The sequence below is a fragment of the Bradyrhizobium rifense genome (genome assembly GCF_008123425.1).
Classification (GTDB): domain Bacteria; phylum Pseudomonadota; class Alphaproteobacteria; order Rhizobiales; family Xanthobacteraceae; genus Bradyrhizobium; species Bradyrhizobium rifense.
On record NZ_VSSS01000032.1, the window covers coordinates 1 to 18242 of the forward strand.

Here is an 18242-nt window from a genome sequence, read left to right on the forward strand (position 1 = left end):
GCGCGTCACCCGCGTTCCCTTGTCCTCGCGCGAGATCGCGGGCGTGCTGAACCTGCGCGGCCGCATCGTCACCGTGGTCGACATGCGCGCCCGCCTCGGCCTGCCCAAGCCCGAGGACGGCAAGACGGCGATGGCGGTTGGCGTCGACCTGCGCGGTGAATCCTATGGCCTCTTGATCGACCAGATCGGCGAGGTGCTGCGGCTGTCCGAGGACGGCAAGGAAGAGAACCCCGTCAATCTCGACCCCCGCATGGCCAAGCTCGCCGGCGGCGTCCACCGTCTCGACGGACAGCTCATGGTCGTCCTCGACGTCGATCGCGTCCTCGAGCTCGCGCCCGAGATGATGGCGGCCTGATACGGCGGCGTCGCCGCCGACGGACTCGCAATTGGAAGTGTCCCCGCAAAGGGGATCAGAAGCAGAGGTTCACATGCGCACGTGTCTCGTCGTTGATGATTCCAGCGTCATCCGCAAGGTTGCGCGCCGGATCCTGGAAGGCCTCGACTTCCAGATTCTCGAAGCCGAGGACGGTGAGAAGGCGCTGGAGGCCTGCAAGCGCGGGCTGCCCGACGCCGTGCTGCTCGACTGGAACATGCCGGTCATGGATGGCTACGAGTTCCTCGGCCATCTGCGCCGCATGCCCGGCGGCGACCAGCCCAAGGTGGTGTTCTGCACCACCGAGAACGACGTGGCGCATATCGCGCGCGCGCTGCACGCCGGCGCCAACGAATACATCATGAAGCCTTTCGACAAGGACATCGTGACGGCGAAGTTCCAGGAAGTCGGCTTGATCTGAGCGAACACCGGAGGCTGAACGGCTCCTTCGGCGTTTGTTTTCAACTAAACCGTTTCAGTCTGAGTTGGTGAGTAATGAGTGTTGCGTTCGCAGGTAATTCGACCACGGGCTTGTCGCGCGAAGCCGGGCCGCTGCGGGTGATGGTCGTCGACGACTCCGTCGTCATCCGCGGCCTGATCTCGCGCTGGATCGGAGCCGAGCACGACATGGAGGTCGCGGCCTCGCTGCGCACCGGGCTCGAAGCAGTCAACCAGATCGAACGCATCAATCCCGATGTCGCCGTGCTCGACATCGAAATGCCCGAGCTCGACGGCATCTCGGCGCTGCCGCAACTGCTGGCGAAGAAGCGCGATCTCGTCATCATCATGGCCTCGACGCTGACCCGCCGCAACGCGGAGATCAGCTTCAAGGCGCTGTCGCTCGGCGCGGCCGACTACATTCCGAAGCCGGAATCGACACGCGAGACATCCGCCGCTGACACCTTCCATCATGACCTGATCCAGAAGATCCGTCACCTCGGTGCACGGCTGCGCCGGAAGCCGGCGGTCGTGAGTCCGCCGCTGGCGCCCGCGAGCTCTGCTGCCCGTGCGCCGGCTGTCGTGCGGCCCGCCGCGCCTGCACCGGCCTTGCATGCGCTGTCGTCAGGTCCGCTCACCACGCGTCCGTTCTCGACCCAGGCGCCGAAGGTGCTGCTGATCGGCTCATCGACCGGCGGCCCGCAGGCGCTGATGGCGCTCGTCACCGAGCTCGGCCCGGTGATCGACCGCGTGCCGGTGCTGATCACCCAGCACATGCCGCCGACCTTCACCACCATTCTCGCCGAGCATCTGGCGCGTTCGAGCCGCAAGCCGGCAGCCGAGGCCATCGACGGCGAGCCGGTGAAGCCGGGGCGCATCTATCTTGCGCCCGGCGGCAAGCACATGCGCGTGGTGCGGAGCGGCGCTGAAGCCGCGATCGCGCTCGACGACGGCCCCGCCGTCAATTTCTGCAAGCCCGCCGTCGATCCGCTCTTCACCTCTGCCATCGACATCTGGCACGGCAACATCCTCTCCGTGATCCTGACGGGCATGGGCTCGGACGGCATGCGCGGCGGCAAGGACATCGTCGCTGCCGGCGGCAGCGTGATCGCGCAGGATGAAGCTTCCAGCGTGGTGTGGGGCATGCCCGGTGCGGCCGCCAATGCCGGTATCTGCGCGGCGATCCTGCCGCTCAACCAGATCGGCGCGAAGGTCAACCGCCTGTTCGCGGGAGACCGCTCGTGACGCCCACGGACTACGAGTATCTGCGCAAGTTCCTGAAAGAGCGCTCCGGTCTCGATCTTTCGCCCGACAAGCAATATCTGGTCGAGAGCCGCTTGTTGCCGCTGGCCCGCAAGGCGAGCCTGCCCGGCATCCCCGATCTCGTGCTCAAGATCAGGAACGGCGATGGAAGGCTTGCGACCGACGTGGTCGAAGCCATGACCACCAACGAGACGTTCTTCTTCCGCGACAAGATCCCCTTCGATCATCTGCGCGACAGCATCGTGCCCGGCCTGATCCAGGCCCGCGCGGCGCGCAAATCGCTGCGCATCTGGTCGGCGGCTTCGTCGACGGGGCAGGAGCCCTATTCGATCGCGATGTGCCTGAAGGAGATGGGCGCCGCGCTCGCGGGCTGGCGCATCGAGATCGTCGCCACCGATCTGTCGCAGGAAGTGCTGGAGAAATGCAAGGCCGGCGTCTACAGCCAGTTCGAGGTGCAGCGCGGTCTGCCGATCCAGCTTCTGATGAAATACTTCACGCAGTCGGGCGAGGTCTGGCAGCTCAACGCCGACATTCGCGCGATGGTGCAGTTCCGTCAGCTCAATCTATTGCAGGACTTCTCCCATCTCGGCACGTTCGACGTGATCTTCTGCCGCAACGTGCTGATCTATTTCGATCAGGACACCAAGGCGGTGATCTTCGAACGCATGACAAAGGGCCTGGAAGCGGATGGCACGCTGTTGCTCGGCGCCGCCGAATCCGTCGTCGGCATCACCGACGCGTTCCGTCCGATCTCCGATCGCCGTGGTCTCTACCAGCTCAATCCGGCGCGCTCCGGCCGGGCGATGGGTGGCCTGATGCCGCAGCCATTGAAGGTCGCCGCGGCGAGGTGAACTACAAGATCGCGTGCGGCAGAAACCGCGAGCTGTTGCCCGTGATCGGGCTCTCGTCCTCGCGGATCGAAAGCCCGCATGGCTCGTGGTTCACCAGCCAGCTTCCCACCACCGGATAGACGCCGGAAAAGTTCGGCAGCGGTGACAGCGCCTGGCGCACGAAGCCTTCGGCGCCGTAGGGGCCGGCGTGCTCATCGAGTGACATTCCGCCCGACACCAGTGTGACATTGGCGCCTTCGCGCGACAGCAGCGGCTTGCGGACGTAGGAGCTGCCGAGTTCGGCTGCGCGCGGATCGTCCTCGAAGAAGGCCGGCAGCAGATTGGGATGGTTGGGAAACATCTCCCAAAGCAGCGGCAGGATGCCCTTGTTGGAAAGTACCGCCTTCCATGGCGGCTCGATCCAGTGCGTCGGAGCGCCGGCGAGCTTGGCACCGAAGGCGTCGTGGAACATCCATTCCCAGGGGTAGAGCTTGAAGACAAGCTCCATGTCGCGGTCGTTGAGATCGACGAAGCCGCCGGCCTCGTCGCGCCAGCCGATGTCCTCGATGTCGAGCAGCGTGGTCGACAGGCCTGCCTGGCGCGCGGTGTCTTCAAGATAAGCGAGCGTGCCGGCGTCTTCCTCGTTGCCCGTCGTGCCTGTGAGATGCAGATGACTGCCCGCGCCGATCGCTTTCCACGCCTCGATCAGCCGCTCGTGAATGGAGTTGAACTGGTCGGCGCGCGCCGGGATGATACGCCGCTCGATCGCCTGCTCGAGCCAGGTCCATTGAAACACCGCGGCCTCGAAGATCGAGGTCGGCGTGTCCGCATTGTATTCGAGCAGTTTTGCCGGGCCGCCGCCGTCGAATTTCAGGTCGAGCCGGCCGTAGAGGCTGCGGTCGTCGCGCTCCCAGCTGTCCGCGATCAGGTCCCAAAACGCTTCCGGAATCTTGAGCCGCCGCAAATGGCGTTCGTCGCCGATGACGCGACCGGCGAGCTCCAGGCACATCGCATCGATCTCGCCGGTCGGCGTCTCGATTGAGCGCTCGATCTCGTCGAGTGAGAACGCATAATAGGCGCGCTCGTCCCAATAGCGCTCGCCGTCGATGGTGTGGAAGGCAAAGCCGCATAGCTCGGCGGTCTGTTGCCAGTCGTCGCGCTCGGGACAAATGATGCGTTGCATGTGTCAGCCGCCGCCGTGACCGCCATGACCATGACCGCCGCCATGACCGCCATGACTTTGACCGGGATGGCCACCGTGCATGTGATGTAGCGTGCCGCCGAAGCCGCCATAGCTCGGCCGGCAATAAGGCTTGCCGTCGATGCCGGGTACGGCTTCGAGGCCGGACCCGCAAGGGCGTTCGCGCTTCACAAATCCCATCGAGACCGCACTGACCGTAGCAGTGCCCATCAAGGTGAGCACGACTCTTCGCGAACGCTTCATATCGCTTCCTCCCGCCACATCACCTAAGCAGACCGGTGAGCGGCGTTGAATTCACAAATCCGCGGCCTCAGCCGCCGCCCGAGAAGCCATGCGCAAACGAGCCGAAGCCGCCGCGCGTGACGCCACCGGAGCCGGAATCGGACGACGTCCCTGACGAGGAATGGCTTGAGGGGTCGCTGCTGTAGAAACTCGAACGCGAGGACCAGTGCGAGCCGCTGCCGCTGGATGAGCTGCTGCTACAGTTGGTGGTCGTTGGCGCAGGCGCCGTTGCGCCGGGGACTGTCGCTCCGGGGGCTGTCGCCGCGGGAGGCATGGGATCGCAGTTTCGCCGCGGCATCAGCATGAAGGCGGTGGTGCCGACCGCGATCGTGCCCATCACCAGCAGCGCGACATGGCCCGAGCGCTTCACCGGCTCCCGCGGCGGCAGCGGCAGGTCCGCCGGCCGGCGCGGCCTGCGCTTGCCGAAATCCTTGGTCGGAGGCTTCGCTGCCATATCAGTAGATCATGCAGGCGGCGTTCAAGAGGCCCGCGGCGAGCGACGACAGGCCGAGCCAGATTGCGGGCGCCAGCTCGCCGGCGGCGATCCGCCCCGACAGGTCCGGCACCGGGATTTTCACGATGTAGAACACGGCGACCTGCACGATCAGAGCGATGAACGCCCAGATCAGGCAGTCCAGTACGTTGGCCGAATGCGCGATCGCGCTGAACAGCGGCGCCACGAAGCCGAGCAGGCTGAGGCCGAGCGCAATCGCAGCCGCTGGATCATTGTCGCGGATCAGCTGGAACTCGTTGTGCGGCGTGATCCGCGTGTAAACGAGGAGATATGCCACTATCGCGATCAACCCGGTACAGAAATAGGCCAGGAAAGCGGGCAGGCCGGCGAGCGATTGCAGGATCATGGGGAGGTCCACGTTGGCGCCGCGAATTCTGGCACGATCGCTTAGTCGCCGTATCGGGCGGATCGGTTCGATCCCCAGAAACCGAACCGGCTCTCCGGTGGCACCGGGCGCTGCACAAATTTTCGGGCCGTGTGAGACATGCTTCACAAATGCGTCTCGAGGTTGCATGTGATAGTCTTGTGAATTGACGTTGTCGCCGTCGTGAAGGAGCACATGAGTTGCGCCCTCGATGAGATCAGGTCTCCGGCTCATGCACGATCTGGCGCAGGTGATTTTGATGCGCATGGAGATACCCGTCGGATGGCGGGTCGTCCGGATTTGAAAGACGTGTTGTTCAAGTAGTTCTTGGCCGAGTGAGGCTGCCATGCCCAGTGCCGAATATCTAGAACTCGAGATTGGCTCCGATTTGCCGGTAGGTGGCGGCCCGCAGGAATATTACGGCAAGGTCGTCAAGTCACCGGTCGGCGAGGCGCCCAAGAGCCGGTTGAAGTTCTGGTTCAGCGCCCCCGGCGTGCTGGCAAAACTGCGCGGAGAGCTCGAAAACGCAGTTCTGGAAATCGACGATAAAAGTCATTCGGGGCTCGCGACGCGCGGTGAACAGGTGCTGCGGGATTTCGGGCGTGGAGTTTTCCGGAGCGTCTTCACCGAAGTTCCCTCGATTCAGAATATCTACCAGCAAAGCAAGGGCAAATCTGACGACTTCCGGATCAAGCTGCGCATCGAGGCGACGGAGCTTGCCGGGCTGCCATGGGAATATCTCTTCGACGAAAATGACCAGCCCGGCTTCGTGAGTCTCTCGCGGCCGATCGTACGGCATCTCGACACGGTGGGTGCCGTGGGACGGATGGGCGTCAAGGGTCCCCTGCGCATTCTCGGCATGATCTCCGACCCTTCGACCGGTGAGTGGCCCAAGCTCAACGTGGCCAAGGAACGCGAACGCATCAACAAGGGCATCGACGCCCTTCAGCACGCGGGCAGGGTGGATTTCCAGTGGGTCCCGGGCGGGTCGGGAAAGGACCTGATGAAGAAGCTCCTGGAAGGAGACTGGCACGTCTTCCATTTCATCGGGCACGGCGGGGTCGAGGACGAGATTCCGGGCGGCGACGCTGACAGCTTCAACGAGCGCGGTTTCATCGTCATGGTCGACGAGGACGGCAAGCCGGTCAAACGGTTCGCCTCGGATCTGGCGACAATGCTGACCGGCGCGCGCAAGAGCCTTCGGTTGATCGTCCTCAATTGCTGCGAGAGCGCCAGGATCAATGTCGGCGATCGGTTTGGAAATCCGGCGATCGGGTTGATGAAGACGGGATGGCTGCCCGCGGTGATCGCGATGCAATTTCCCATTACCGACGGTGCCGCGATCTCGATGTCGGAGGGATTTTATGAGGCGCTGTCCAAGAACCAGCCGATCGACGATGCTGTGATGCTGGCGCGCAAGTTCATTCAGCAGAAGTCGCGGGTCGAGTGGGGAATTCCGGTTCTCTACATGCGATCGTCCGACGGCAGGATATTCGACGTCGAAAATCCACAGCCGCCGCCGGACCCGCCCGAGAAGGCGCGGTTCTCGAAGGAGGAGCTTCAGAGGCGGCGCGATGAGTTCATGATCGCGCTCGCTGCTTCGCCGCGCACGGTCGCCGCTTTGGAGGAATTGACCCGGAGCGGCACGGAACTGCATACGCTGCTGAAAGACGACGGCGAACTCTCGGTTCGCCTGGCCAAGGCGTACTTTGATCTTGGGACGCTGCAACACAGGCAAAAGCTGATCAAGGAAGCCGCCGCGAGCTTCGCCTATATGCTGGAGCTGGATCCCACCAAAGCGGAATACCGCGTGCGTCGCGCCAATTTCAACGCGACCATGGGCTTTCACGAAAATGCGCTGACCGACATCAACGAGGCCATCAAGCTCCATCCGGAGAATCCCGAATTCTACTGGATCAAGGGCATCATCAGCATGATGGCGGCAGGGACCGACGACAAGGGCGGCTATCTCGAGCAGGCGATCAAGGCATTCGGCGTTGCCATCGCCAGAAACGAGAACGAGCCCAAATATCTGGCGTCCCGTGCCAACGCGTACGCGCAGTCAAAGAATGTGGCGATGGCGCTGAACGACATGGACAGTGCAATTGCGCTGGCGCCGGACAACGCCGATTTCGCGGGTCAGAAGACCAGGATCGAAAATCTGGCCGCGTGACCTTTACTGAACAGAGACGGCCGGGCGCCGAGGTGTCCGGCATGCGAACCATAGCCATGGGAGTTCGCCGTGTCGCTTGATAAGCTCGTTGAATTGTTGAAATTCACCTTCGATCTGTTCGCCGGCCCGGCGCTCGTTGCCTTGTTCTACTGGTTCAGGTTTCACACCTCCAAGGGTACGCGATCATACACGACGAAGCCTCTGTTTGCGTTTGGCGTGGTCGCCTTCATGATTCCGTTCGTCCTCATCTATAAAGGGCTCTCGTATGCGCTGCCGCCCCTTGCATCGATCTGGCTCCTGATTCTCGCCTGGCTCGTCCCGATCCTTCCCGCGGCATGGCGCAATTTCTGCCAGGGCCTCGCCGGCATTCCCGCAGGCGCGCTCGCCTTGCGAGATGAGTTGGCCGCATCCCCGTTCCAGGTGTCCCAGAGCGACGAACCCGTTTTGCAGCGCAGGTTCGCGCGGATCGGTTATCGGGTCGACGATTTTCGCGCGGTGCAGTCGACCGCCATCCAATCCCGTTTCATGAAGATATCGGCAATCATGGTTCATCTCGAACGCTGGGCTGCGGATCGGGAAAGCTTCATGGAGCGCAACGCCGAGCGGTACGCGGAGCTTCTCGCCGTGTTCGACGTGCTGTGCTTCCGCACCGTGCGCGTGCTCAAGAACAGTCGGGATATCTATGGAGCGATCATGGAGGAAAGCCAGGTCGAGCCGGACGACTGGCAGGCTCTCGATTCTCTTTCGACGCGGCACAGCGCGGTCAGCCAGCTTCAGCTGGCGGCTCAAACGGCCGCAGGAGCCATGCTGGAGGATTTGCGCAAGGACATGGACTCGCTTCTCAACAATCTCATGTTGTTCGCGGTGCGCGCTGCCCTGGCCGGCGAGTGGAGTCTCGACCGCAGCAAGCGAAGGCTGGGCGAGATCGGATTCACGCTGGAGCCGGCATCACCTGGCATCATGAAGTTTGTGGCGAAAGTAACGGCATTCACGTTTGTCTGGTGCCTGCTGTGGCTGCTCGCATCGGGCAAGATCATTGAGATGCCGGGAGACCAGTCCGCTGGCGCAATGCGAACGCTGATCCTGACGCCGCTCTACTTCATCGTGAACTTCTCGCTGGTGTATTATTTCAAGCGGCAATTTGCTTTCGCGAACGAAAGCATCTTCGGCCGACTTCCAGTCGGGTTTATTCTCTCAGTCGGGATCTTGGGGGCGCTGCTGACGCTGCCGATCCAGATGTGGTTCGATCATGCTCAGTTCTCGCAAGGACCCTATCCAGATGTCGTGCTGCACGAGCTGCCGGTCTTGATCTTTCCCTGGGGCATTGGGGCGATGGCGGCCCTGCTGGTGCAGGATTCAACCTGGGACAGACGGTCGCGAAAGACGAGGCAGTTGAGGGATGGCCTCGTCTTTGGTGGCGGTATGACGCTGATGTTATTCGCCCTGCTGGCTATTCACCAGGTCGCCCCGATACCGGTGATGGGAATGGCCGACCACCTTTCCCCATCGATGTTCTTGCTGTTCTTCGTGCTGCCGACCTTCTTGTTCGGGTTTATCATCGGCTACGGGATGATCGGCCGGCTGCGCGAGGCGGCCGCGCGCTGCCCGGTCAGGAGCGCGCCTCTCGTAAGTCCTGCGTTTGCGAGCGCCTGACGAAGCCCCAAAAAACAAAACCCCGCCATTAGCGGCGGGGTCCAGGCTGGGAGGAGCAAGCCCGACGGAGGCTCGCGACGTCAACGGATCAGGCGGGAATGCGCTCTTCGACCTCGTGCGGCTCGCGCAGCACGTAGCCGCGGCCCCACACGGTCTCGATGAAGTTGCGTCCCTCGGAGGCGTTGGCGAGCTTCTTGCGGAGCTTGCAGATGAAGACGTCGATGATCTTCAGCTCGGGCTCGTCCATGCCGCCGTAGAGGTGGTTGAGGAACATTTCCTTGGTGAGGGTCGTACCCTTGCGGAGCGAGAGCAGCTCCAGCATCTGGTATTCCTTGCCGGTCAGGTGCACGCGCTGGCCACCGACTTCGACCGTCTTGGTGTCGAGGTTGACGACGAGGTCGCCGGTCTGGATGACCGACTGGGCGTGACCCTTGGAGCGGCGCACAATCGCGTGGATGCGGGCAACCAGCTCGTCTTTATGGAAGGGTTTGGTCATGTAGTCGTCGGCGCCGACGCCGAGGCCCTTGACCTTGTCCTCGATGCCGGCGAGGCCGGAGAGGATCAGGATCGGTGTCTTGATCTTGGAGACCCGAAGCTGCTTGAGCACGTCGTAGCCGGACATGTCGGGCAGGTTGAGGTCGAGAAGGATAATGTCGTAATCGTATAATTTACCGAGATCGACGCCTTCTTCCCCCAAATCGGTCGTGTAGACGTTGAAGCTCTCAGACTTCAGCATCAGCTCGATCGACTGCGCGACGGCGCTGTCATCTTCAATCAGCAAAACGCGCATGCCAGTTCCCCATAGTCGCCGCTCCTGGGCGTCAGGTCGGCCGCATTCGCGGCACTCAACAAAACGCCTTTGAACAACTGATTCGGATCCTGACAACAGATGGTTAACAAATCCTGATTCTGGAACGCAAGTCCCCCCGGTGCAATTTTTATCGAATCGCCCTAAGGTCTTGTGTACGAAGCAGCTTTCGTTATCCGTTTCCGTTCAAGTTCCACTTTAAGAGACGGGCCTAACCGACTCCCGCGACTCAGCCTTCTTCTGAAGGGGAGCCACGCTCAGTCACAAAGACAGTGACGCAATGATTAACGATGCGGGTAAACACGAAGTTAAGCGCCGTTCAGAAATATGGCGAAATTTAAGGGTTTCGCCACGAAGGCCCCAATGATGAAGGCGCGTCCCCTATGAAGGCCCTCTTATGAAGGCTGCTCCATGAAGGCTTTGGCCGAACAGATCGGCGATATCGACGGCGTCAATATCTATGGCCGAGTGGTCGGCGTGCGCGGCCTCATGGTCGAGGTCGCCGGCCCGATCCACGCGATGTCGGTCGGCGCGCGGCTTGTGATCGAGACCGGTGCCAACCGTTCCATTCCCTGCGAGGTAATCGGATTTTCCGGCAACAACGCTGTCGTGATGCCGTTCGCCGGCCTCGATGGTGTGCGTCGCGGCTGCAGGGCTGTGATCGCCAATGCCGCCAATCAGGTTCGTCCGTCGTCGGCCTGGCTCGGCCGCGTCGTCAATGCGCTGGGCGAACCGATCGACGGCAAGGGGCCGTTGCCGCAAGGTGCCTCGCCGATGCCGTACCGCAATTCGCCGCCGCCGGCGCATTCGCGCAAGCGCGTAGGCAGCCCGCTCGATCTCGGCGTGCGCGCGATGAACACCTTCCTCACCTGCTGCCGCGGCCAGCGCATGGGCATCTTCGCGGGTTCCGGCGTCGGCAAATCCGTGTTGCTCTCGATGCTCGCGCGCAACGTCGATGCGGCGGTCAGCGTCATCGGGCTGATCGGCGAACGCGGCCGCGAGGTGCAGGAATTCCTGCAGGACGACCTCGGCGAGGAGGGGCTGGCGCGCTCCGTCGTGGTGGTTGCGACCTCCGACGAGCCGGCCCTGATGCGGCGGCAGGCCGCGTATCTGACGCTCGCGGTCGCCGAATATTTTCGCGACGAGGGCCAGGACGTCCTCTGCCTGATGGACTCGGTGACGCGTTTCGCCATGGCCCAGCGCGAGATCGGGCTGTCCGCCGGCGAGCCGCCAACCGCCAAGGGCTACACGCCGACCGTCTTCACCGAGCTGCCGAAACTTCTGGAGCGCGCCGGACCGGGCCTCGGGGAGGGCGCCATCACCGCGATCTTCACGGTGCTGGTCGACGGCGACGATCATAATGAGCCGATCGCCGACGCCGTCCGCGGCATCCTCGACGGCCACATCGTGATGCAGCGCTCAATCGCGGAGCGCGGCCGCTACCCGGCCATCAACATCCTTAAATCGGTTTCGCGCACCATGCCGAAATCGGCCGATCCGCAGTTCTGGCCGACCATCCAGAAGGCGCGGGCGGTGATGGCGACCTATGCCGACATGGAGGAACTGATCCGGCTCGGCGCCTATCGGGTCGGCTCCAGCCCCGAGGTCGACGAGGCGATCCGCCTGCACGAGCCGCTGGAGGCCTTCCTGCGCCAACGCAAGGACGAAAATGCCTCGCTGGCCGACGGTTACCGCCAGTTGGCGCAAATCCTCGGTAATTTGGAAACGGAACGCTAACTTTGTCCCGTCATCATCCGATCCCACAGAGTAGCAGAGCCGGTCTTGGCCCAATCGGGCCTGTGGGGAGACCGGTGTCGTCCCACGTGCAGCTAAGGGACTTCTGGGGAGTACGAGTCGATGAAGTCACGTGATACCCTCATTCGCCTGAAGAAGTTTCAGGTCGACGAGAAGCGCCGCCGGGTCGCCCAGATCGAGTCCATGATCGCCGACTTCCAGCGGATGTCGACCGATCTGGATCGCGAGATCCAGACCGAGCAGGACCGCGCCGGGATCAACGATCCCGCGCATTTCGCCTATCCGACCTATGCCAAGGCCGCCATCCAGCGCCGCGAGAACCTGACCCGCTCGGCCGACGAGCTGAGGGGCCAGCTCGAGGAGGCCAAGGCCGCGCTCGGGGAGGCTTTCGAGGAACTGAAGAAGGTCGAGCTCCTGGACGAGCGTGACCAGGCCCGCGAGCGCGCCGAGGAAAACGCCCGCGAGCAGGCCGATCTCGACAGCATCGGCCTGATGCGCTCCCGCATCGGCGCCGTCGCCTGACGGCAGCCAGCGGTCAAAATCGCTAGAGAATTTGCGAGCCCGGACCCGCAAGGTCCGGGTTTTTGCGTGTGCTGTCCACAGCGTGGCGCGCCGCCCCTTGGTGAGGGGCTTGGCCACGCGCTATGGTAGCGGAGTGCCGGGGTCCGCGCGGGATGCGACGAGGCCTGCGCGTTGGGGGGCTGAATGCTGACGCCAGCTGAGCTGGTCGGGCTGATTGAGGCGGTGGCGAAGCGCGACCAGGCCGCGTTCGAGCGCCTCTACGCCGCCACGCGCGCGAAACTTTATGGCGTCGTGCTCCGTATCTTGCGCCGACAGGATCTCGCAGAGGAGGTCATTCAGGAGACCTACGTCAAGATCTGGAACAGCGCCGGCCAGTTCAACCCGACGCTGTCATCGCCGATCACGTGGATGGCGTCGATCGCGCGCAACCGCGCCATCGATATCGTCCGCAAGAAGACGGAGGCCTCCATCGAGGAGGAGCCGCAGGCGATGGATGTCGCCGCCGACAGTCCCGATCCCCTGGCGCGCCGCGAGATGTCCGAGGAGTTGAAGCGGCTCTTGGAATGCATTGGTCGCCTCGAGCCGGACCGTCAGCGGCTCGTGCTTCTCGCCTATTACAACGGCTGGAGCCGCGAGCAATTGGCGGAGAAATTCGCTGCGCCCGTCAACACAGTGAAGACTTGGCTCCGGCGCAGTATGTTGGACATCCGGGAGTGCCTCGGATTATGAGGATGGTTTTGGACTGCAATTGATGGCCTACAGCGAGGATCATATCGCGCTCGCCGCGGAATATGCGCTCGGCACACTCGATGCCGACGAGCGCGCGCAGGTCGCGACCATGATGGCGGTGGACCAGGAGTTCGCCGCCGTGGTGCAGGCGTGGGAATTCCGGCTCGGCGTCCTCAATCAGATGGTGGGTACGATCGAGCCGCGGCCGATCGTGTGGGAGAACATCCGGCGCGAGATCGCGCAGACGCTCTCGTCGCAGGATTCGAGCGAGGCGCCGCCGGTGCTGTCGGAGGCGCCGCCACCACCACTGCCGGAGTTCTATTCGCCGGAGCCTTCATCGTCCGAGTCTTCAGCGACAGAGTCTTCAGCGACAGAGCCTCCGTCGCTGGACGCGCAGCAATCGACGTCGCCCGAATCCAACTCCGATGCCGTTCCGATTTTCCCGCCGCAGTTCGTGCCGCAGACCCATGCGCCCGACCCGCGCGTTGCGCCCGTGACGCAGGCGCCGGTCGTCGACGGCAGCAACGTGATCTATCTCGAGGGCCGCGTGAAGCGCTGGCGCACGATCGCCTCCGCCGTGGGGGCACTTGCGGCCGCATTGCTGGTGACACTGTCGCTTCAGATCTTCCTGCCCGATGCGCTGCCGGGCGCGCTGCGGCCCGCACCGCGTATCCAGACGGTCGAGCTCAAGACACCGGCCGCGCCGCTGTCTTCGCCCGCGCAATATGTTGCGCTGTTGCAGGGCCAGAGCGGCGGTCCCGCCTTCATCCTCACCATTGACGGGGCGACCAAGAACTTCACGGTGCGCAAGGTCGGCGCGACGCCGGAGCCGGGCAAGAGCTTTGAGCTCTGGCTGATCTCCGACAGGCTGCCGCGCCCGCGGTCGCTGGGCGTGATCGGCAGCGGCGACTTCACGGCACGCCCGTTGCTCGCTGGCTACGATGCCGATGTCGTCAACGGTGCAACCTATGCCGTCACGGTCGAGCAGTCGGGCGGCTCGCCCAACGGCCAGCCGACCTCGGCGCCGGTGTTTTCCGGCAAGCTGATCGAGACCGTGCCGCCGTCCCAGCCGCAGGTTCCCGCGAAGAAGTAGTCGCCGCAACGGCGCAATATTGTCGCCGGGGTCCATTTCGTCGTCGTAATTCGACAAGTCTTGCTGAATTCACCTGTGATTTGAACCTCCATGCATTTCCAGGCGTCAAATGCCCGGAATTTGCAGTCGGCATCGCCGATCATGGTGCCGGAGAGGGGCTAGAAATCAGATGGATGCAGCCAAGCCGCCGGGCGTCTTTATTCACCAATATGCAGGCCTGCCGCAGGGGCCGGCGTTCGAGCATTGGCGCGACAGGGCCCTGGGGTCCTGCGGCCTCGAGATCGGACCGAGCCAGGGCGACAGCATCGATTGCCGGCTGCAGATCAGCGTGGTCGACAATATCGCGCTCGCCATTCCCGAAGGTTCCTCCGCACAATATTCGCGCACGCAGGGCGGTCTCGCCGACGGCAGCAACGATCTCGTGCTGATCGCCGCGCATGCCGGCCTCGTCAGCGTCCGGCAGAACGGTCATACGGTCGAGCTCGCGCCGGCGCAGATGGTGCTCGCCGATATGGGCATCACCGGCAGCGTCGGTCACACCGACGAGAACCGCTTCACCACCATCCGCATGCCGCGGCGCGCGCTGCTGGACATCAATCCGCGTGCCGAGGAGAAGCTGTCCCAGGTTCTGTCGGACGGCGCGGTCGCCGAGACCATCTTCCGCTATCACGCGCTTGCCGCCCATCACGCGCCGCATCTCGACGCCGTCGGCCAGCGCCTGACCGCGCAGCACATGGTCGATCTCGTCGGCCTCCTGCTTGGCACCGACGCCGAGCATGCGGCGCTCGCGCGCGGTCGCGGTCATGCGGCGGCCCGTCTCGATCTCATGCGCGCAGACGTGATGGCCGCACTTGGCCGTAACGATCTCTGCCTGTCCGAGGTCGCCACCCGGTCAGGGCTCAGCCCGCGCCAGGCGCAGCGGCTGTTCGAGCAGGCCGGCACCACCTTCACCGAATTCGTACTGGAGCAACGTTTGCTGCTCGCGCGAAAATTGCTCGGCGATCCCCGCGCGCGGGCGCGCAAGATCAGCGACATCGCGCATTCCTCTGGCTTCGCCGACCTGTCCTATTTCAATCGCGCCTTCCGCAAGCGTTTTAGCGCGACGCCGTCGGAACTGCGCGAGGCCTGAGCGGCCGGCCCCGCAATCTACTTTTGCCGATCGGCGCCGGCGCGTTTTGCCGATCGGCGCCGGCGCGCGTGACGTCGAGACGTTCTGTCGCGCTGAAGGCCGCAAGACGCTTCGCCACGAAGCCGTTTTTTGTGCGTGGCGACACCGGCCTGAAACAATCACACTAGATCATCGCCGGACTGATGAGGCTGCTGCGGCATGTTTTGCGGCGGCGACATTGCGATTGGTGGCGGACGCGCCCGCCTTTTGAAGCGCTTTTTTTAAACAGATCATTGACGGTCACGTTGTGACCAGGAGGGCCATATGGTCAGATTTATTGACCGGCCGCTTGCCCTGCTTGCGTTGCTTGTTGCCGGTTTTTCGGCGCCGCTCGCGTCGGCGCAAACCATGCAGCAGGGTTCTCAACCCATCCTCGCCTTGGCGAGCAGCGATTCCTCGGTGCTGGATATGCGACTTCCAAAGCCGCTCTCGTGGAGCGAGGAGGCTGCGCTTCGGCCGACAGATCGCTTCAGGGAGTGCCTGCACTGTCCGGAGATGGTGGTCGTTCCCGACGGCAGGTTCACCATGGGCGCGAGCGCGAGCGAGCCGGGCAGCACGGAGGACGAGCGGCCGCAGCATCAGGTGAGGGTGCAGCGCCTCGGCGTCGGACGTTCGCCCGTGACGTGCGACGAATGGAACGCCTGCGTGAATGCGAAAGGCTGCAGCCACCGGGCCGAGGCGGCGGCCGATCAGGCGCGCGATTCCGTCACCGGGGTGCTGTGGGAGGAGGCGAGGGACTACGTGCAATGGCTCTCGCGTACGAGTGGCCGCACTTACCGGTTGTTGAGCGAAGCCGAGCGCGAATATGTTACGCGCGCCGACACCACCACAGCGTTCTGGTGGGGCGATGGAGTCGATCCTCACCTGACCGAGGCGATGGCCGCCGATCTGATCGCTGACATTGGCATCGCGATGACCTCGGTGATATCGGCGACGCCCCGGACCGCCAATCCTTTCGGGCTCTACGAGGTTCATGGCAGCGTATACGACTGGGTCGAGGACTGCTGGCACGACAATTACGTCGGCGCTCCGACGGATGGCTCCGCGTGGGTCACGGGAGACTGCAAGGGCCGCGTTCTGCGCGGCGGTGCGGCAAGCCGTTCCCTTCAGACCCGCCGTTCGGCTGCGCGAATGTGGTTTGGTCCACCGAATCGGATGAGCTATATGAGCTTGCGCGTGGCAAGAACGCTTGGTCCGTAACAAAGCGTGGTGGGAACGACATGGCGCGTATCGTCGTGCTCGGTGCCGGGTTTGCGGGCCTGTGGGCGGCCATCGGTGCCGCGCGCATGCGCGACGAGGTCGGTGCGGCCGGCCGCGACATCGAGATCCGCGTCATCGACCGCAATCCCTACCACAACATCCGCGTGCGCAATTACGAGGTCGATCTCAGTGAGGTCGCGTTGCAGCTTCCGCAACTGCTCGATCCGATCGGCGTCACCCACGGTATCGGCGAGGTCGAGGCGGTCGATCCGGCGCGGCGCCAGATCTCGCTGGTCACAAGCAGCGGCGACGAGACGCTGAGCTATGATCGCCTCGTGCTTGCACTCGGTAGCGAAGTGATGCGTCCTGATATTCCGGGTCTGGCCGAGCATGCGTTCGACGTCGATACCTATGCTGCGGCGCTTCGCCTTGAGGATCACCTCATCGCGCTCGGGCGTAGCGTGCCGTTGCCGGGACGATCGACCATCGTGGTGGTGGGTGCCGGCTTCACCGGCATCGAGGTTGCCGCCGAAATGCCTGACCGGCTGGTGCGCGCCGGCATCACCGGCAGTCGCCGCATCATCCTGGTCGATCCCAATCCTGCGGTCGGCGCCACGATCGGCGTGCAGGCGCGCCCCGTCATCGAGACGGCGCTGTCGTCGCTCGACGTCGAGACGCGGCTCGGCGTGCGTGTCGCGTCGATCGAAGCTGGTGGTGTTCGCTTGAGCTCAGGCGAGTTCATCGCCACGCAGACGGTGATCTGGTGCACGGGGCTGCGTGCGAGCCGGCTCGCCGAAAACTTTCCGGGCGCGCGCGATCGCCTTGGGCGCCTTCTGGTCGATCCCTTCATGCGGGTCGCGGATCTGCCGGGCGTGTTCGCCGCCGGCGATGTCGCCTCCAGCGTGGTCGATGGCTTGCATCCGACCGTGATGTCCTGCCAGTTCGCCCGACCCATGGGCCGGTTCGCCGGTCACAATGTGGTGGCCGATCTTGTCGGCCAGCCGATGTTGCCGCTGCGCATCGACTGGTACGTCACCGTGCTCGATCTCGGCGATTGGGGCGCACTCTACACCGAAGGCTGGGACCGCGAGGTCCGGACGACCGGCCCGGCTGCCAAGGCGACCAAGCAGACCATCAACCGCAAGCGCATCTATCCCCCGCTCACCGGCAGCAAGGATGAGCTGTTCGCTGCGGCCGCGCCGACGGTGCAGGCGCCGCCGCCGACTTATGGGGTGCGGTAGGGTTGGGCGCTGCGGAACGGCGCTGGTGCGCCTTGCTCCGTCATTGCGAGCGCGGCGAAGCAATCCAGACTGCTACCCGCGGAAAGACTCTGGATTGCTTCGCTGCGCTCGCAATGACGAGGGTACCCCAGACATGAGAAAGCGCCCGTGGGGGGCGGGCGCTTTCTGTAGTCGACTTGGGGTTGGGGTCGTCTACATATCCACGTGGCGACTTTGGGGGGCTGGTAAAGAGCCGCGTGAATTCCTGAAACTCAAATCTCCTTAGCGAACGAGCGATGCGTTCGAGCTGGTGATCACAACCGGCTTGCCGGCCTTGATGACGCGGGCGGTCTGGGTCAATCCGTCGTCCGAACCAGTGCGTGCGCTAATGCCGAACCCTGCCACCGCGATACCTGCGACGAGGGCTACGGCCACGATCTTCAGATGTGTCGAGCGATCTGCGCTGTAAATCGAGTGGTTCATGGAAGGCTCCTGCCGCCATCTACCCGAAGTAGTCGCCACCTTTGTCAGGCAGGTTCATGCTCCCGGTGCCCAACAACCTAGTAGTGGGGGGATTCGTTCCCAAGGGGCGATCACAAGAGCGTGACAGGACGTGAACGATCGCGATCAAAAACGGGCCCTGATCGTTCGATTTC

General features: G+C 63.6%; 19 protein-coding genes. 13 read left to right on the forward strand and 6 right to left on the reverse strand.

Features of this window, described 5'->3' with window-relative positions; genetic code table 11:
• The 4 genes from FXB40_RS21005 to FXB40_RS21020 form a co-directional block, all read left to right on the forward strand.
• Nucleotides 1–355, forward strand: a 355-nt coding sequence (locus tag FXB40_RS21005; RefSeq protein WP_148774085.1) for a chemotaxis protein CheW, incomplete at its 5' end; no start/stop codon positions are given.
• 73 nt (nt 356–428) lie between these two features.
• Nucleotides 429–794 (forward strand): response regulator, encoded by a 366-nt coding sequence (locus FXB40_RS21010; RefSeq protein ID WP_007600538.1) that lies wholly within the window; start codon nt 429–431, stop codon nt 792–794.
• Between the two features lie 74 nt (nt 795–868).
• Entirely contained in the window at nt 869–2056 is a 1188-nt protein-coding gene (locus FXB40_RS21015) for a protein-glutamate methylesterase/protein-glutamine glutaminase (protein ID WP_148774086.1), read from the forward strand.
• The gene (locus FXB40_RS21020) at nt 2053–2925 is read left to right on the forward strand and encodes a CheR family methyltransferase (protein ID WP_148774087.1); all 873 of its coding nucleotides are present in this window, start codon (nt 2053–2055) and stop codon (nt 2923–2925) included. The genes FXB40_RS21015 and FXB40_RS21020 overlap by 4 nt, the downstream gene beginning before the upstream one ends.
• 1 nt (nt 2926) lies before the next feature.
• Here the strand turns inward: FXB40_RS21020 and FXB40_RS21025 are convergent, their stop codons facing one another.
• The 4 genes from FXB40_RS21025 to FXB40_RS21040 form a co-directional block, all read right to left on the reverse strand.
• Nucleotides 2927–4087: a glutathionylspermidine synthase family protein gene (locus FXB40_RS21025; RefSeq protein WP_148774088.1), complete on the reverse strand. Its 1161-nt coding sequence runs from the start codon at nt 4085–4087 to the stop codon at nt 2927–2929.
• Nucleotides 4088–4090: 3 nt separating this feature from the next.
• Nucleotides 4091–4348, reverse strand: a complete 258-nt coding sequence (locus FXB40_RS21030; RefSeq protein WP_148774089.1) for a hypothetical protein — start codon at nt 4346–4348, stop codon at nt 4091–4093.
• Nucleotides 4349–4415: 67 nt separating this feature from the next.
• Nucleotides 4416–4841: a hypothetical protein gene (locus tag FXB40_RS21035; protein ID WP_148774090.1), complete on the reverse strand. Its 426-nt coding sequence runs from the start codon at nt 4839–4841 to the stop codon at nt 4416–4418.
• 1 nt (nt 4842) lies between these two features.
• Entirely contained in the window at nt 4843–5247 is a 405-nt protein-coding gene (locus FXB40_RS21040) for a DUF350 domain-containing protein (RefSeq protein WP_148774335.1), read from the reverse strand.
• Between the two features lie 364 nt (nt 5248–5611).
• Here FXB40_RS21040 and FXB40_RS21045 point away from each other — a divergent pair, with 364 nt between their 5' ends.
• Together FXB40_RS21045 and FXB40_RS21050 are read left to right on the forward strand one after the other, a co-directional pair.
• Nucleotides 5612–7438, forward strand: coding sequence for a CHAT domain-containing tetratricopeptide repeat protein (locus FXB40_RS21045; protein WP_148774091.1), 1827 nt, complete (start codon nt 5612–5614; stop codon nt 7436–7438).
• Nucleotides 7439–7531: 93 nt separating this feature from the next.
• Nucleotides 7532–9091 carry a hypothetical protein gene (locus FXB40_RS21050; protein ID WP_148774092.1) on the forward strand — a complete coding sequence of 520 codons (1560 nt, stop codon included), beginning with the start codon at nt 7532–7534 and terminating at the stop codon, nt 9089–9091.
• Nucleotides 9092–9179: 88 nt separating this feature from the next.
• Here the strand turns inward: FXB40_RS21050 and ctrA are convergent, their stop codons facing one another.
• Nucleotides 9180–9881: a response regulator transcription factor CtrA gene (ctrA, locus tag FXB40_RS21055; RefSeq protein ID WP_007600544.1), complete on the reverse strand. Its 702-nt coding sequence runs from the start codon at nt 9879–9881 to the stop codon at nt 9180–9182.
• A gap of 429 nt (nt 9882–10310) precedes the next feature.
• On the opposite strand from ctrA, the gene fliI reads away from it, so the two are divergent.
• The 7 genes from fliI (at nt 10311) to FXB40_RS21090 (ending at nt 17607) form a co-directional block, all read left to right on the forward strand.
• The gene (gene fliI / locus FXB40_RS21060) at nt 10311–11636 is read left to right on the forward strand and encodes a flagellar protein export ATPase FliI (protein ID WP_148774093.1); all 1326 of its coding nucleotides are present in this window, start codon (nt 10311–10313) and stop codon (nt 11634–11636) included.
• Nucleotides 11637–11756: 120 nt separating this feature from the next.
• The gene (fliJ, locus tag FXB40_RS21065) at nt 11757–12176 is read left to right on the forward strand and encodes a flagellar export protein FliJ (RefSeq protein ID WP_027532755.1); all 420 of its coding nucleotides are present in this window, start codon (nt 11757–11759) and stop codon (nt 12174–12176) included.
• Between the two features lie 183 nt (nt 12177–12359).
• Nucleotides 12360–12905, forward strand: a complete 546-nt coding sequence (locus FXB40_RS21070) for a sigma-70 family RNA polymerase sigma factor (protein ID WP_148774094.1) — start codon at nt 12360–12362, stop codon at nt 12903–12905.
• A gap of 22 nt (nt 12906–12927) precedes the next feature.
• A complete protein-coding gene (locus tag FXB40_RS21075) occupies nt 12928–13998 on the forward strand; it encodes an anti-sigma factor (RefSeq protein ID WP_148774095.1) in 1071 nt (356 codons plus the stop codon).
• 169 nt (nt 13999–14167) lie between these two features.
• Nucleotides 14168–15127: a helix-turn-helix transcriptional regulator gene (locus tag FXB40_RS21080; RefSeq protein ID WP_148774096.1), complete on the forward strand. Its 960-nt coding sequence runs from the start codon at nt 14168–14170 to the stop codon at nt 15125–15127.
• Nucleotides 15128–15430: 303 nt separating this feature from the next.
• The gene (locus tag FXB40_RS21085) at nt 15431–16366 is read left to right on the forward strand and encodes a formylglycine-generating enzyme family protein (RefSeq protein ID WP_148774097.1); all 936 of its coding nucleotides are present in this window, start codon (nt 15431–15433) and stop codon (nt 16364–16366) included.
• 20 nt (nt 16367–16386) lie between these two features.
• Nucleotides 16387–17607, forward strand: a complete 1221-nt coding sequence (locus tag FXB40_RS21090) for an NAD(P)/FAD-dependent oxidoreductase (protein ID WP_148774098.1) — start codon at nt 16387–16389, stop codon at nt 17605–17607.
• 261 nt (nt 17608–17868) lie between these two features.
• On the opposite strand, the gene FXB40_RS21095 is transcribed toward FXB40_RS21090, so the two are convergent.
• Complete coding sequence (locus FXB40_RS21095; RefSeq protein WP_148774099.1) at nt 17869–18069, reverse strand: hypothetical protein; 201 nt, start codon at nt 18067–18069, stop codon at nt 17869–17871.
• Nucleotides 18070–18242 lie beyond the last annotated feature (173 nt).